Raw genomic sequence first — 14,663 nt, 5'->3', positions numbered from 1 at the left:
GACATATTTTGCAAATTTACCCTGTTGACACAACATTAAAGACACAATACTGCAAATTAGCCATAAACAATATTGAAACCTTTTTGAAACCTTTACCGTATTTTTCGTGCTAGAAACATTTTGTTACAAGTCAAATTCACTAAATTTTGACACCTGACTCACCAAAGAAAGCTGATGTTGTGCATTGAGCTCAGCGCCATCACTCACCCGATTGTGCCAAGTTACTGTCACTTTCACCATTTTAAGCTCTGCTGCCATCAAACCAGAAACCGCCTCGACTTGGCAGTCAATCGCATAAACAAAACCATTAGCACCTATTTGCGAATGTAGGCAGTTATCACTGCTTTCAAGCTGCGCATAGCTCAAAAGCCCACTTGACTCAGCAGGACTTTGCCCACGAGCCAGATAGCGCTCTAACTGGCGCTCGGCGATATACATCGCCTCCGTTTGTTGCAAAATATAACTCGCCTGTTGCTCCAAACTCGCTTGCAGTTTAATGATCCCTAAAGCCGAGCTCCCCACTAAAAATAGGGCTATCAACACTTCAAGTAACGAAAATCCGTTATGCTTAGCTTTATGCTTCGCCTTGCGCCTTGTGTTACATCTTGCATTCCAGTTAGTAGTCATTCCACGCCCCCTTAAGCCAACGATACTCTCCGCTCGTGGCATCCAGTTCAATAGCGCGGCTTAACCGAATGGTGCCATCATATTGATATGAAAGCTGATAGCGACTAGCACTCAAAGCATGGCTAAACAGCGCTTCATGGCTTAGCTCGCTTAAACACTCATGTTGCATACTTTGATAACTCGCCTCAGAACTGGCAAAAAACAGTTTGTTAGGATCAACATCCATGACACGAATAAAGCTGTAGCCACACTCGATTGCCCCTTCTGCGAGCCAGTGAATCCGCCGCATTTTCAGCTCGTTTTGCGCCACTTTAATCTGATGAAAAGTGATTCGATAGCTGCCTATTACCAGAAAAAGTAGACTTGTAAGCAATACAACAACCGTGACTAAACTTAATCCGCCTTGTTGCTTTTTCATTGCCAGTTCCTTTGTTTGATATCAATAGTTAGATGATGGGAATAGCTAAGATCTCGCCTTTGCACCGCCATACTCAGCGTCCAAAGCGATGATTGCGCGCTGGATGAGATCAGCGGCAACGGCGTCAGACTGAATTCGGTCACCCGCAGGTTTTTCTCATCCAACATTGAGCGACAACTACCTATCGCTTCTAGTGCTTTTATTGCCGCTTGCTGCTGTGCCCCCTGCTCACATACCAATAGCGCATCACCATCCAGCCGGTAACGAATCGCGCGAAAGTGTTTGTTGTCTGCCATTTCTCGATAGTAAGCCAAACCAAAATCACTGCTGCTGCGCATATCTACCACCTCGTTTGTCCCCGTAAGGGTCAACACATCACCTTGATAGTTATCAAAACCAGCGCGTTGGATATCCCCCTCAATAGACTGGAAAACCGCGCTTAACGCTTGCAATAAATAAAGCTGTTTGGAACGCTGATGCGCTACCTTTTGCGCGCTAATAAATACCGAGCCAATCAGCCCTATCGCCATTAAACTCAGTGTCATAGCAACTAAAAACTCAACTAAGCTAAACCCTCGCGGCTGCCTAGTCACACGCTGCGTAGCCATAGACCTCTCCCTCGGTGCTGCAGATGCGGATCCTTCCTGGTGGATTAGCCAAAATCGCTTTTAAAGCTTGCTTGCTACCGACAACCTTGAATTCAATTGAGCCGCTGCTCGGACGCCCGCGAATCGGGTCAAAAGTGATGTAGTTGGTGACATAGCTGTGGCGAATCTCAAGCCCTTGAAATGCGTTACCACTTAGCTGAAGCCATCGCTCGCCACTTAAATCGCTCTGAGCGCTTAAGACAATGGACCACTCCCCTTGCCTGCCCACAGCGGCTTTTTCAAATGAAAAATGCGCATACAACCGCTTATTACGCAAAATCGCCTCACTTTTAGCTTGGAGAACAAAACCCACCAATTCATCAGCTAAGCGCTTTATTGCAATACGACGACTCAAATCACTAAATGTTGGCAGTAGCAGACTCGCAGCTAGGGATATCAGTAACATCACCAACGCCAATTCAAGCAAGTTAAAGCCTCGATTCATTTCCCAAAACCTCATGCAACTCCGATGACATTTCGATTCAACCTTGTCCCGATACTAGCAACTCGCACAATGAGCAAAGTATGAAACGAGGGAAGAGTTGAAATGGCGCGAAAGAGTCACTGCAAATTAGGTACAAACCGTTTAAGAGCAATGACATTGCTCGAACTGCTAATCGTACTTGCGATCGTCTCAGTGCTGGTTGCTGTGAGTTACCCTAGTTACCAAAGCCAAATGATTAAGGCAGCTCGCAGCCTCGCCAAAACGGATATGAGTCGCTTACAGCTTTATCTGGAGAGTAATTACAACGGCAGTTATAGCGAGGCTAAAGAGGCATTGATGCCCGCAGGAGAGTGCTCGCTTTGCCAAAGCAAACCAAGCGATTATCTGTTTTCAATAGAGGCAAGTATTGATAGCTACACCATTTACGCGCAGCCCGTCGGTAAGCAAACACAGGATGATTGCCTAGCCAGCATAAGTGATCGTCTCAGCTTAGATCAAACTGGTTTGGGTAACCCAAGCGCTTGTTGGTAGCCGTAGACAGAAGATTGAAGGAAGATAAATGCAAAAAAGCCTGCTTAAAGCAGGCTTTTAAAATAAGAGTTCTAATTCACTAATAATTAGCTAGTTAGGTCGTCAAAGAATTTCTTCACACCGTTGAAGAAGCCTTCAGACTTTGGCTTGTGCTTAGTTGCCGCTTCGCCGCCGCATGATTCTTCAAACTCTTTCAATAGTTCTTTTTGACGAGAGCTTAGGTTAACTGGTGTTTCCACTACAAGTTTCACGATCAAGTCACCGATGCCGCCGCCACGAACGCCTTTCACGCCTTTACCACGCATACGGAACATACGACCGGTTTGCGTTTCTGTTGGTACTTTAAGGTTCACACGACCATCTAGTGTTGGGACTTCAACTTCACCACCTAGTGCTGCCATTGCAAAGCTTACCGGTACTTCACAGTACAGGTTGTTACCATCACGCTCAAAGATGTGGTGCTCTTTCACGTGCACTTGAACATACAAGTCACCCGCTGGTGCACCCATTTCTCCCGCTTCACCTTCGCCAGATAGACGAATACGGTCGCCAGTATCAACACCAGCTGGGATCTTAACGTTAAGCGTTTTAGTCTTCTGCTTACGACCTTGACCATGACATTCATTACATGGGTCTTTGATGATCTTGCCTTTACCATGACAGGTAGGACAGGTCTGTTGTACCGCAAAGAAGCCTTGACGCATTTGCACTTGACCGTGACCGTGACAGGTGCCACAAGTGTCTGCCGATGTGCCTTTCTTCGCACCGCTACCATTACAACTATCACAGTGTACGAGTGTTGGTACTTCAATCTCTTTTGATACGCCACGAACCGCTTCTTCAAGTGTCAGTTCCATGTTGTAACGCAGGTCAGCACCGCGCTGCGCACGTTGACCACCGCCACCACGACGACCGCCACCGAAGATATCGCCAAATACATCACCAAAGATGTCACCGAAATCAGCGCCGCCGCCACCAAAGCCGCCACCGCCGAAGCCGCCGCCACCTTGTTCGAATGCTGCATGACCGTATTGATCATAAGCCGCTTTCTTTTGCGGATCCGTCAGGATTTCGTACGCTTCTTTTACTTCTTTAAACTTGTCAGATGCAGTTTCGTCACCCTGGTTACGGTCTGGGTGGTATTTCATCGCTAGGCGTTTGTAAGCCTTTTTAATATCGCGCTCAGATGCATCGCGGCTTACGCCTAATACTTCGTAAAAATCACGTTTTGACATGCTTTAGTCACCAATTTATTACTGCAAACGAGCCAGAATCAGCATCGCTTGGTGTTTTTTGTATCGTTCTAGCTAAAAGCTTTTTACTCAAAGAGCTTAGCTAGAATGACAATCCTACTTACAAACATACGGGCGTTAGAGTTACCTCTGACGCCCGTATCGTTAGATTCTAAAAACGATTTATCTAAGCTAGAGCGCGTTAGTTCAAGGAGAGAGCGCGCAGCTTACGCAAGTAAGTGAGCACTCTCGACACAGAAGTTACACGCTATAGCGACGATAAATTATTTTTTGTCGTCTTTAACTTCTTCGAATTCCGCGTCTACAACGTCATCGTCTTTAGACTGAGCACCTGCGTCAGCACCTTGTGCTTGCTGAGCTTGAGCTTGCTGTTGAGCGATTTCCATTAGCTTTTGCGCTGCTGCTGCTAGAGCTTGAACTTTCGCATCGATCGCTTCTTTGTCATCGCCTTTACGCGCTGTTTCAAGTTCTGCGATTGCTGCTTCGATCTTCTCTTTCTCGTCTGCTGGAAGCGCTTCACCTGCTTCTTCCACTTGCTTACGAGTACCGTGGATCATTTGGTCTGCTTGGTTACGTGCAGTTGCTAGCTCTTCGAACTTCTTGTCCGCTTCTTTGTTAGCTTCTGCTTCTTGAACCATTTTCTCGATGTCTTCATCGCTTAGACCGCCTGAAGCTTGGATAGTGATCTTCTGCTCTTTACCAGTCTGCTTGTCTTTCGCTGATACGTGTAGGATACCATCAGCATCTAGGTCGAAAGTAACTTCGATTTGTGGCATACCACGTGGTGCTGCTTGGATGCCTTCTAGGTTGAATTGACCTAGAGACTTGTTGTAAGACGCTTGCTTACGCTCACCTTGTAGCACGTGGATTGTTACCGCGCTTTGGTTGTCTTCTGCTGTTGAGAAAACTTGGTTCGCTTTAGTTGGGATAGTTGTGTTCTTCTCAACTAGCTTAGTCATTACGCCGCCCATAGTCTCGATACCTAGAGACAAAGGAGTAACGTCTAGTAGTAGAACGTCTTTAACATCACCTGCTAGTACACCACCTTGAACTGCTGCACCCATAGCTACTGCTTCATCTGGGTTCACATCACGGCGTGGCTCTTTACCAAAGAATTCTGTTACTTTCGCTTGAACCATTGGCATACGAGTTTGACCACCAACTAGGATAACATCAGTGATGTCGCCTACAGATAGGTCTGCGTCAGCTAGAGCTACTTTTAGTGGCTCAAGAGAACGTTGTACTAGATCTTCAACTAGAGATTCTAGTTTCGCACGAGTCACTTTAACGTTCATGTGCTTAGGACCAGTCGCGTCAGCTGTCACGTATGGTAGGTTTACGTCAGTTTGAGAAGTAGAAGAAAGCTCGATCTTCGCTTTTTCTGCTGCTTCTTTAACACGTTGCATCGCTAGTGGATCGTTCTTAAGGTTGATACCTTGCTCTTTTTGGAACTCATCTACTAGGTAGTTGATTAGACGGTTGTCAAAGTCTTCACCGCCAAGGTGAGTGTCACCGTTAGTTGCTAGAACTTCGAAAGTTTTCTCGCCTTCAACTTCATCGATTTCGATAATAGAGATATCGAATGTACCACCACCAAGGTCGTATACCGCGATAGTGCGGTCGCCGCCTGACTTGTCTAGACCGTAAGCTAGCGCTGCTGCAGTTGGTTCGTTGATGATACGTTTAACTTCTAGACCTGCGATACGGCCAGCGTCTTTAGTTGCTTGACGTTGAGCATCGTTAAAGTAAGCAGGAACTGTGATAACTGCGCCAGTTACTTCCTCACCTAGGAAGTCTTCAGCAGTTTTCTTCATTTTTTTCAGTACTTCAGCAGATACTTGAGGAGCAGCCATTTTTTGGCCTTTCGCTTCTACCCATGCATCACCGTTGTCAGCCTTAACGATTTTGTAAGGCATGATTTCGATATCACGCTGAACTTCTTCGTCTTCGAAACGACGACCGATTAGACGCTTGATTGCAAATAGCGTGTTAGTTGGGTTTGTTACTGCTTGACGTTTAGCAGGTTGACCAACCAGCGTTTCACCATCTGTGTATGCAATAACTGATGCTGTTGTACGCTCGCCTTCCGCATTTTCGATTACGCGTGGCTTGTCACCGTCTAGAACAGCAACACAAGAGTTAGTAGTACCTAAGTCAATACCAATGATTTTACCCATCAGGCTATCTCCGAATAAATTCTATTTTCGTTTTGCTATATCCCCTATGTGGGGGATAGAGAATCGGGTTTCAACCCTTGCTCACAAACAAAAAATTTAATGTTTGCTTCTCGTATGCACCATAGATAAGGGCGCTAAACAGCATTTCAAGGGAACAAGGGAAAAAAAATTGAAAAAAGATGCGGGATGCGGGATGCGGGATGCGGGATGCGGGATGCGGGATATTTTGTTTTTTTCGGGACAAGTATTGTCAACTGTTGAATCAACTCTCAACATTTGGTGCTAATTTCCCACTAGATTACAACACTCTTCAGCAAAACTAAGTTTTTCACCAACAAATGCGTTGATATGAAATACCAAAACTTAGATGTATGGAAAATGAGCTTTGTGCTGTGCAAGGAAATTTACATACTGTTTCGTTTCACCAAAGATTACTCTTTTCGCGATCAAATACAGCGTTCTGCGTTATCTATTCCTAGCAATATCGCAGAGGGCATCGAAAGATATAGCGACAAAGAAACCGCTTATTTTCTAGATGTCGCCAAAGGATCAACTGGAGAGCTTAAAACCCAATTGATGATGGCTAAAGAACTCAACTATATACCTCACGACGATTGTGACGTACTAAGCGAGCAATGCGAACGGATCAGCAAAATGCTATTTGCTCTTATTCGCAAACATAGAAGATTTGCTGGGTAAGCTCAAAATTCAGTCGCAAAAATCCCAATTCCATAGCGCCAGCGTTCTGTAAGCGAAGCGTCCGTATGCGAAGCGTCCGTATGCGAAGCGTTCCAAAAAAACGCCCCGTCGAAAGACGAGGCGTTTTTTGCAATCAAAAGATTACTTCGCAACCATAACCATGGCTGGGCGGATCACGCGACCGTTAAGCTCGTAGCCTTTTTGCATTACGAACATAACAGTGTTTGACTCGTGGTCTGGGCTCTCTTGAATCGACATCGCTTGGTGGAATTCAGGGTTGAATGCTTCACCTTCAGGATTGATTTCTTTCAAGCCGAACTTCGCAACTGCGTCTGCGAAAGTTTTGTGCGTCAGTTCTACGCCTTCAAGTAATGGCTTCACTGCTTCGTTTTCACCGTCAGCGGCTGCGATAGCGCGCTCTAGGTTATCGATTACTGGCAGTAGCTCTTCAGCAAACTTGTTCAGGGCGTATTTACGCGCTTTATCGATTTCAGTTTCAGTACGACGACGCATGTTTTCTACTTCTGCTTTCGCTCGTAGCACGCTGTCTTGCTGATCTTTGATTTTCGCTTCGCTAGAAAGTAGAGCTGCTTCTAGTTGAGCGATCTTCGCTTCTTGCTCGTCTAGCTCAGTCTCTTCGTTCCATTCGATATCAGCGTCTGTACCAACTGCTTCTACGTCAGACTCAACTGCTTTTTCTTGCTGCTGAAGCTCTTCTTCTTGGATCTTTTTCTCTTCGTTGCTCATGATATCTCCAGAATTCACGTATTTGTGCTGCCCGCGTGTCACGAATACACGCTATAAATACACAAAAATTCGCATATTTAGCTAACTTGCCATTATTATGGGGATGAAGATTATCGAATCAAGCCTAATTGTGCCGGAAAAGACATGAAAAAACCTTTTGAAGTGATCGCCATCATTGGTAAACCTCGAGATCAGCAAGCAATTCAAACCCATAGAGAGTTGTTTGATTGGTTAACTGCCGAGGGTTACAGCGTATATATTGACGACCGCTTAAGCGACATTCTTAGTGATATCCCACAGGAGCATTTTGCGAGCCTTATCCAACTTGGCAAAATTGCCGACTTGGCGGTTGTAGTTGGTGGCGATGGCAATATGCTCGGCGCAGCGCGCGTCCTCTCTCGATTCGATATCTCCGTGATTGGTGTCAACCGCGGTAATCTAGGCTTTTTGACCGATCTTAACCCTGAAGATTTCCAAACTGCACTTAAAGCGGTGCTGGATGGCGAATTTATCGAAGAAGAGCGTTTCTTGCTTGAAGCGGAAATTCATCGTCATAAACAGATCAAAAGCCATAATGCAGCGTTAAACGAGGCAGTGCTCCACCCAGGGCAAGTGGCACACATGATTGAATTTGAAGTGTATATTGATGATAGCTTCGCCTTCTCTCAGCGCTCTGATGGTTTGATCATTTCAACGCCAACCGGTTCTACCGCTTATTCACTCTCAGGTGGCGGTCCGATCCTCTCACCAAGCTTAAATGCCATTTCGCTGGTACCGATGTTTCCGCATACCCTATCAAGCCGCCCACTGGTGGTTGATAGCAAACGCCGCATCAAGCTCGTGGTATCACCGGACAACCGTGGCACGCAAGAAGTCAGCTGTGACGGACAAGTTTCACTGCCCGTCTCTCCAGGTGATGAGATCCACATTTACCAAAGCCCGAATGTGCTTAAGCTGATCCATCCGAAAGATTACAGCTACTATCACGTACTGCGTAACAAATTGGGCTGGGCGAGTAAGCTCTTTTAGCGGCGAGAAGTGAGAACGCGAATACGGATTACGGATTACGGATTACGGATTACGGATTACGGATTACGGATTACGGATAAAATAGCAAAGGCTTGCACTCTAAAAGCAAGCCTTTTTCATTAACGTTCGCCTAATACTTCAAAGTCATCGCTGGCTAGGCGGGCTTTGCCGTCAGCGTCAATTTGCCATACTTCTTTGTGCACGACGCCAAAGGCTTGGTTCATAGTCCACTTGGCAGACAGAATAAACGCATCGTCGCCAAGAGGTTGCCACTCGACTTCGGTGTAATCGACATCTTTAAAGCCCTTATCCATGATGTCTTGCCAGAAAGCTTGGATAGCTTCGCGCCCAGTAAACTCACCAAATGGTCGCGCGTGCATGGTGCAACTTTCTTGATATTGCGCCGCGCAACCTTGGGCATCTTGTTGATTAAACGCCGTTTGCCACGCTTTAATGCCTTGTTTGCACGCTTCTAACACTGCGTTTTGTTCAATTGTATTCACTGTCATATCCGTTTCTCGTTAGTCATTTTGATACCACAAGTGTAGGTGGGTTGATTACAATGAAATACAAAGACAATAGAAATCACTGTTTAGAAAAAGAGAACAATAATGAATAGACTCAGACAAATGTCTATCTTCGCTCATATCGTCGAACAAGGGTCGGTCTCGGCAGCAGCAGATAAACTCGATCTTTCTAAGTCAGTTGTGAGCCAGCACCTCAAAGCCCTTGAGCACGAGCTCGGCGCGACCTTGTTAAAACGTACCACACGTCGCCAAACCCTGACTGAACTGGGTGAGCAGTTCTACCTTAGCTGCCAAAACATTAACAGCATTGCCGATCAAGCTTGGAACGCCACACGTCAACAGCAAGCGGAACCCGCAGGAAGAATCCGCATTACCGCGCCGCACGCTTTGATGGATACCTTAGTCGCCCCTGTTATTGCCGAACTCCTCAAGCAATACCCAAAGCTGCGCCCTGAACTGATTAACGATGATCAAAGGCTTGATTTTATGCAGCACGACATCGACCTGGCTATTCGCGTGGGTAACTCACCCGACAGCAACCTAAAACAAAAACGCATCGGACAGTTTCGTGATGTGCTGTGTGGCAGCGCCGCCATGCTTGGCAAACCGCTGGAAGCATTGCCCTATATCGCCAACTCCTGGCAAGGTGAGCAATATGTTCACCACTTTCAATCCAGCTCTGGTGATGTGACTCCCTTTACCAGCCAAGCCAACTGCATGAGTAATTCATTTCACAGCTGCCTTGCTCTGATCCGTGCAGGCGCTGGCATTGGACTAATTCCTGACTTTTATCTTGAGCAAACATCACCGCAGATCGTCAACCTCACGCCTCAATGGACACTGCCAAACAATACTGTATACGCGCTCACAGCGTTTACCGCACATCCACCGATTGCCGTGCAAAAAAGCATAGAAATGTTAGCAAATCGTTTATCAAAATAAGGGAGTGCCTCCCGAGCGATGCTTATTTTTTGTCATATAGAGCAAAGAGTTAGGAAGATTCTCTTTGCTCAACTCCTCAACAAATCAATCAAGAAATAAGCAAACAATGTAATTCAATATTGATTTTCCTCCACTTTCCTCACAATTTTTTGCCTACCTATATTTACTGTATAAAGAAACAGTATATACTGAATCTATATACAGTGTTGTTCATTTAAACAGGTAACTCAAAATGCTGGCTCATCTAAGTGTTAATAATTTCGCTATTGTTAAATCTTTGCAGCTAGAACTTTCTAAAGGCATGACCACTATTACTGGTGAAACGGGTGCAGGTAAATCCATTGCGATTGACGCGCTGGGGTTATGTTTAGGCGGTCGCGCGGAAGCCTCTATGGTGCGCCAAGGCGAAGAAAAAACCGAAGTCAGTGCGGCTTTTTCACTGGAGAATAACCTCCATGCCACCCGCTGGTTAGAAGACAATGAACTGTTAGATGGCAATGACTGCATCTTGCGCCGTACCATCACTAAAGATGGTCGCTCACGCGCCTTTATTAACGGTAGCCCTGTTCCCCTTTCGCAACTTAAATCTTTAGGGCAATTACTGATTAATATCCATGGTCAACACGCGCATCATCAATTGATGAAAAGTGAATACCAACTGGCAATGCTGGATCAGTATGCTGGACACCTTAACTTGCTGAAAAGTACCCGCAACGCTTACCAAACTTGGCGTCAGGCGGATAACAACCTAAAACAACTTCGCGAAAATAGCGCACAAAACCAAGCGCAGAAACAGCTGTTGGAATACCAAATCAAAGAACTTAATGAACTTTCACTTGGTGAGGAAGAGTATGAAGAACTCGAACAAGAACATAAACGCTTGTCCAATAGCGGAGAGCTTGCCTCAACTTGCCAACAAGCCATCGAGCTTATTTACGAAGGTGAAGAAGTTAATGCGCTTGGTATTTTGCAATCAGCCAGTCACTCCCTAATTCAGCTTGCAGAACTGGATGAAAAATTGGCTGAACTGCCGAATATGCTGGCAGAAGCGATCATCCAAGTCGAAGAAGCCAATAGCGAACTGCGTAACTACCTGGATAACATCGATGTTGATCCCGCACGCATGGCATTTGTGGAAGAGCGTTTCTCTAAAGTCATGTCGATGTCACGCAAGCACCATGTGTTACCAGAAGAGCTTTACCAGCACCATCAAGACTTGCTGGCGCAAATTGAACAACTTGATTGTTCAGATGAAAAACTCGAAGAATTAGCACAAGATGTGGAGACCAAATACCAAGCCTTCTTGGCAAGTGCTGAAAAACTGCATAAATCACGTTGCCGCTACGCCAAAGAGCTCAACAAGCTGATCACCGAAAGCATGCATGAGCTGAGCATGGAAAAAGCCCAGTTTAGTATTGAGGTCACTAACCAAGGTGCACATCCATCACCACTGGGTTTAGACAGCGTGTGTTTTGTGGTTTCGACCAACCCTGGGCAACCAATGCAGCCAATCGCCAAAGTCGCCTCTGGTGGTGAGCTGTCACGTATCTCACTGGCAATCCAAGTCATCACCGCACAGAAAGTTGATACTCCTAGCTTGATCTTCGATGAAGTGGATGTGGGTATCAGCGGTCCTACTGCGGCAGTTGTGGGCAAAATGCTGCGTAAATTGGGAGAGTCAACGCAAGTGCTGTGTGTAACGCATCTACCTCAAGTGGCAGGTTGTGGTCATCAACAGCTATTTGTCGCCAAACAAACTAAAGGCGGTAAAACCGAAACACAGATGAACCAATTGGCAGTTGACCAACGTGTTGCGGAATTGGCTCGCTTGCTGGGTGGTAGCCAAATTACCGAGTCGACGCTTGCCAACGCACGCGAATTGCTGATTGCGGCATAATTGGTAAATTTTGCCCGATTTGTATTGTGACTTTGCAACCTAATTCAAAAATCATGGTCTGAAATAATTCAAAACAAGATGAGCTTTTTACATTAGGGGCAAGCTTGTTTATTATCAGCCCAGATTAACAAATGGATAGTTACAAGAATTTGAGTATGCAATTTAAAAAGTGGCTTATCGCACTACCACTCGCAATGACAATGCTGACGGGTTGTTCGCTGTTAGAAAAGTTGGTGTATCGCATTGATATCAACCAAGGTAACTACATTGAGCAAGAAGCGGTAAACAAATTGAAGTTTGGTATGAGCAAGGAGCAAGTGCGCTTTGTAATGGGCTCACCAATGTTAGTAGAAAATGGATACCCAAATACTTGGTATTACATCTACCACCATACCGAAGGTCATAAAGAATCGATTCAACGCGACTTAATCGTGAAATTCGATGATCAAGGTCGCTTAGTTGAAGTAACTGGTGATTACCCAATCAGTGAATCTTTCTACGAAAGCATCAACTAAATCACTGAATTGAAACATTAAAAAGGCTCGCAATTGCGAGCCTTTGTTTTATCTAAGCCAAAATAGGTTTAATCTTTCTTGCGCAGAGCATTCGGTTTGCCGCCGGTTACCGGATCAGCAGAACCCGCCGCTTTAGCTTGCTCAGCACGTTTACGGCGAATCTCTTTTGGATCCGCCAGCAGCGGACGATAAATTTCAATACGATCGCCATCACGCACTGTCGCGTCTAAACGCACATTACGGCTGTATACTCCGACTTTATTCTCTTTAAGGTCAATCTCTGGGTACAACTCAAGCACACCAGATTGCGCGATGATCTCTTCAACTTTCATCGCCTTATTCACCACTAGAGTAAACACACGTTGTTCGTGCGGCAGTGCGTACACTACCTCCACATGAATCATATCCGACTCAATACTCATAGCACTCGTACACCTGTTTCGCGCGTTTGGTAAAAGCATTCACCATATTACTGGTCAATTCATTAAAAATCTTGCCGAAAGCCATTTCAATCATCTTGCTGGAAAACTCAAATTCCAGTTTTAGCTCAACTTTACACGCTTGTTCATCAAGAGCAGTAAAGAACCAGCCACCTTTTAAGGTTTTAAATGGACCGTCAACGAGGTTCATCAAAATTGCCTCACCTGCCACTAACTCATTTGAAGTGGTAAAGGTTTTGCTAATCCCTGCTTTGGAGACATCTACCGAAGCAACCATTCCAGACGTGCTCGCTTCTAAAATGCGCGAGCCAGAGCAACCTGGTAAAAACTCTGGGTAACTGGCTACATCATTAACTAGATCAAACATCTGATCAGCACTAAAGGATACCAATGCAGAACGAGTGACTTGCTTCATATATTCTCCTACTTCAGAACAATCTAAGCGTTAAGCTCAGTGCAATTTTACTTTTATTTGCCTTGAGCGCAAATAAAGGGATTTGCTAACCCATCAGTGCACCGTATAATGTCGCCATTATGGCAAAGAAAAATTCAAAACAAAAAGCGGGTAGCAATACTATCGCGCTTAACAAGAAAGCTCGCCACGAATACTTCATTGACGATGAAATTGAAGCTGGCTTGGAGCTACAAGGCTGGGAAGTGAAAGCCCTACGCCAAGGCAAAGCCAATATCGCAGAAAGCTATGTGTTTATGCGTGACGGAGAAGCCTTTATCAGCGGCATGACAATCACTCCTCTTAATCAAGCATCAACCCACGTTGTCGCTAACCCGACACGTGTGCGTAAACTACTTATGAGCCGTCGCGAACTCGACAACTTGTTTGGTCGAATCAACCGCGAAGGTATGACACTTGCTGCCCTATCTCTATATTGGTCTCGCTCTTGGGTCAAAATCAAAATTGGTGTAGCAAAAGGTAAGAAACTGCACGATAAACGTACTGATCTTAAAGAAAAAGATTGGGCTCGTGAAAAAGCGCGCGTAATGAAGAGCGGATTGCGCTAATCTTGACCACTTAAGAAGTAGAGTACTAGACAGGCTGGGCTTTTCTGGTACTATGCTTCCAACACTTGGGGCTGATTTAGGATTCGACGGGAATTCAGAAGTCTGAGGTGCATGCCGAGGTGCGGTAGGCCTCGTTAACAAACCGCAAAAAAATAGTCGCAAACGACGAAAACTACGCACTAGCAGCTTAATAACCTGCTCAGAGCTCTCTCGCCCTAGCTTCCGCACGTAAGACGGGGACCAACGAGGGATCAAACCCAAACGCGCTAGTCCGGATTCTCCCGCCTGAGAGATGAACGACGAATTATAATTCAGGATAGCCATCAGCTAGCGTGTCGGTTCGCAGGTCGGTGGTGAAATTAAAGATCGACTAAGCATGTAGTACCAATGATGAAAGGTTTTCGGACGCGGGTTCAACTCCCGCCAGCTCCACCAAACGTTTGGAAAGGGCCAACTCGAAAGAGTTGGCCCTTTTTGTTTAAGTTGACTCTCGTTTTGCAGTTTTGTACTAAAAGTAGGTACTAAAACATGCGCTATCTTACACTCTCTAAACAAGGTATCTGGACATTTAGGTTGAATAGCCACCGACTTGATAGACACCTTTTAGTTAGACAAAATGACTAATAGAGAGGTGCTTATGAGCAGTAAGAGATATCCAGAAGAATTTAAAATTGAAGCAGTCAAACAAGTGACTGAAAAAGGTCATAGCGTGGCTGATGTTGCAGCGCGACTAGGAACAACGAGCCATA

At 45.5% G+C, this 14,663-nt stretch carries 18 protein-coding genes and 1 other RNA gene; 9 read left to right on the top strand and 10 right to left on the bottom strand.

Features of this window, described 5'->3' with window-relative positions:
- Positions 1-123: 123 nt before the first annotated feature.
- Genes DPF93_RS17990 through DPF93_RS17975 form a run of 4 tightly spaced genes read right to left on the bottom strand, consistent with a single transcriptional unit; the run spans position 124 to position 2,137 of the window.
- The gene (locus DPF93_RS17990) at positions 124-627 is read right to left on the bottom strand and encodes a type IV pilus modification PilV family protein (RefSeq protein WP_164675396.1); all 504 of its coding nucleotides are present in this window, start codon (positions 625-627) and stop codon (positions 124-126) included.
- Positions 617-1,045 carry a hypothetical protein gene (locus DPF93_RS17985; RefSeq protein ID WP_114767459.1) on the bottom strand — a complete coding sequence of 143 codons (429 nt, stop codon included), beginning with the start codon at positions 1,043-1,045 and terminating at the stop codon, positions 617-619. The genes DPF93_RS17990 and DPF93_RS17985 overlap by 11 nt, the downstream gene beginning before the upstream one ends.
- Positions 1,042-1,653 carry a PilW family protein gene (locus DPF93_RS17980; protein WP_114767458.1) on the bottom strand — a complete coding sequence of 204 codons (612 nt, stop codon included), beginning with the start codon at positions 1,651-1,653 and terminating at the stop codon, positions 1,042-1,044. Before DPF93_RS17980 ends, DPF93_RS17985 begins: the two co-directional genes overlap by 4 nt.
- On the bottom strand, positions 1,631-2,137 hold the full coding sequence (locus tag DPF93_RS17975) for a GspH/FimT family protein (protein WP_114767457.1): 507 nt from the start codon (positions 2,135-2,137) through the stop codon (positions 1,631-1,633). Before DPF93_RS17975 ends, DPF93_RS17980 begins: the two co-directional genes overlap by 23 nt.
- Positions 2,138-2,239: 102 nt before the next feature.
- On the opposite strand from DPF93_RS17975, the gene DPF93_RS17970 reads away from it, so the two are divergent.
- Positions 2,240-2,668 carry a type IV pilin protein gene (locus tag DPF93_RS17970; RefSeq protein ID WP_114767456.1) on the top strand — a complete coding sequence of 143 codons (429 nt, stop codon included), beginning with the start codon at positions 2,240-2,242 and terminating at the stop codon, positions 2,666-2,668.
- 86 nt (positions 2,669-2,754) lie between these two features.
- Here the strand turns inward: DPF93_RS17970 and dnaJ are convergent, their stop codons facing one another.
- Together dnaJ and dnaK are read right to left on the bottom strand one after the other, a co-directional pair.
- Positions 2,755-3,903 (bottom strand): molecular chaperone DnaJ, encoded by a 1,149-nt coding sequence (gene dnaJ / locus DPF93_RS17965; protein WP_114767455.1) that lies wholly within the window; start codon positions 3,901-3,903, stop codon positions 2,755-2,757.
- Between the two features lie 281 nt (positions 3,904-4,184).
- Positions 4,185-6,098, bottom strand: a complete 1,914-nt coding sequence (gene dnaK / locus DPF93_RS17960) for a molecular chaperone DnaK (RefSeq protein ID WP_114767454.1) — start codon at positions 6,096-6,098, stop codon at positions 4,185-4,187.
- Between the two features lie 348 nt (positions 6,099-6,446).
- Here dnaK and DPF93_RS17955 point away from each other — a divergent pair, with 348 nt between their 5' ends.
- A complete protein-coding gene (locus DPF93_RS17955) occupies positions 6,447-6,797 on the top strand; it encodes a four helix bundle protein (protein WP_114767453.1) in 351 nt (116 codons plus the stop codon).
- Positions 6,798-6,938: 141 nt separating this feature from the next.
- Here DPF93_RS17955 and grpE read toward each other — a convergent pair whose 3' ends face one another.
- A complete protein-coding gene (grpE, locus tag DPF93_RS17950) occupies positions 6,939-7,544 on the bottom strand; it encodes a nucleotide exchange factor GrpE (RefSeq protein WP_114767452.1) in 606 nt (201 codons plus the stop codon).
- 144 nt (positions 7,545-7,688) lie between these two features.
- Between grpE and nadK the strand changes: the two genes are divergently transcribed.
- Positions 7,689-8,573 carry an NAD(+) kinase gene (nadK, locus tag DPF93_RS17945; protein WP_114767451.1) on the top strand — a complete coding sequence of 295 codons (885 nt, stop codon included), beginning with the start codon at positions 7,689-7,691 and terminating at the stop codon, positions 8,571-8,573.
- 119 nt (positions 8,574-8,692) lie between these two features.
- Here nadK and DPF93_RS17940 read toward each other — a convergent pair whose 3' ends face one another.
- Entirely contained in the window at positions 8,693-9,067 is a 375-nt protein-coding gene (locus tag DPF93_RS17940; RefSeq protein ID WP_114767497.1) for a YybH family protein, read from the bottom strand.
- Between the two features lie 117 nt (positions 9,068-9,184).
- On the opposite strand from DPF93_RS17940, the gene DPF93_RS17935 reads away from it, so the two are divergent.
- The 3 genes from DPF93_RS17935 to bamE all read left to right on the top strand — a co-directional run bounded on the left by DPF93_RS17935 (position 9,185) and on the right by bamE (position 12,454).
- Entirely contained in the window at positions 9,185-10,042 is an 858-nt protein-coding gene (locus DPF93_RS17935) for a LysR family transcriptional regulator (RefSeq protein ID WP_114767450.1), read from the top strand.
- A 232-nt stretch (positions 10,043-10,274) separates the two neighbouring features.
- Positions 10,275-11,939, top strand: a complete 1,665-nt coding sequence (gene recN / locus DPF93_RS17930) for a DNA repair protein RecN (RefSeq protein WP_114767449.1) — start codon at positions 10,275-10,277, stop codon at positions 11,937-11,939.
- Positions 11,940-12,094: 155 nt separating this feature from the next.
- The gene (gene bamE / locus DPF93_RS17925) at positions 12,095-12,454 is read left to right on the top strand and encodes an outer membrane protein assembly factor BamE (protein ID WP_114767448.1); all 360 of its coding nucleotides are present in this window, start codon (positions 12,095-12,097) and stop codon (positions 12,452-12,454) included.
- Positions 12,455-12,522: 68 nt separating this feature from the next.
- Here the strand turns inward: bamE and DPF93_RS17920 are convergent, their stop codons facing one another.
- Both DPF93_RS17920 and DPF93_RS17915 read right to left on the bottom strand, forming a co-directional pair.
- Complete coding sequence (locus DPF93_RS17920; protein WP_114767447.1) at positions 12,523-12,876, bottom strand: RnfH family protein; 354 nt, start codon at positions 12,874-12,876, stop codon at positions 12,523-12,525.
- Positions 12,866-13,309 carry an SRPBCC family protein gene (locus DPF93_RS17915; RefSeq protein WP_114767446.1) on the bottom strand — a complete coding sequence of 148 codons (444 nt, stop codon included), beginning with the start codon at positions 13,307-13,309 and terminating at the stop codon, positions 12,866-12,868. The genes DPF93_RS17920 and DPF93_RS17915 overlap by 11 nt, the downstream gene beginning before the upstream one ends.
- A 119-nt stretch (positions 13,310-13,428) precedes the next feature.
- Between DPF93_RS17915 and smpB the strand changes: the two genes are divergently transcribed.
- The 3 genes from smpB to DPF93_RS17900 form a co-directional block, all read left to right on the top strand.
- Positions 13,429-13,914, top strand: a complete 486-nt coding sequence (gene smpB, locus DPF93_RS17910) for an SsrA-binding protein SmpB (protein ID WP_075652281.1) — start codon at positions 13,429-13,431, stop codon at positions 13,912-13,914.
- Positions 13,915-13,981: 67 nt separating this feature from the next.
- Positions 13,982-14,349, top strand: a transfer-messenger RNA (tmRNA) gene (gene ssrA / locus DPF93_RS17905).
- 202 nt (positions 14,350-14,551) lie between these two features.
- Positions 14,552-14,663, top strand: a 112-nt coding sequence (locus DPF93_RS17900; RefSeq protein ID WP_164675395.1) for a transposase, incomplete at its 3' end; no start/stop codon positions are given.

Origin of the sequence: Vibrio rhodolitus (assembly GCF_003350325.1) — a bacterium.
GTDB lineage: Bacteria > Pseudomonadota > Gammaproteobacteria > Enterobacterales > Vibrionaceae > Vibrio > Vibrio rhodolitus.
Note: the sequence above shows the minus strand (reverse complement) of the source record. Positions and strands in the feature narration are given on the sequence as shown.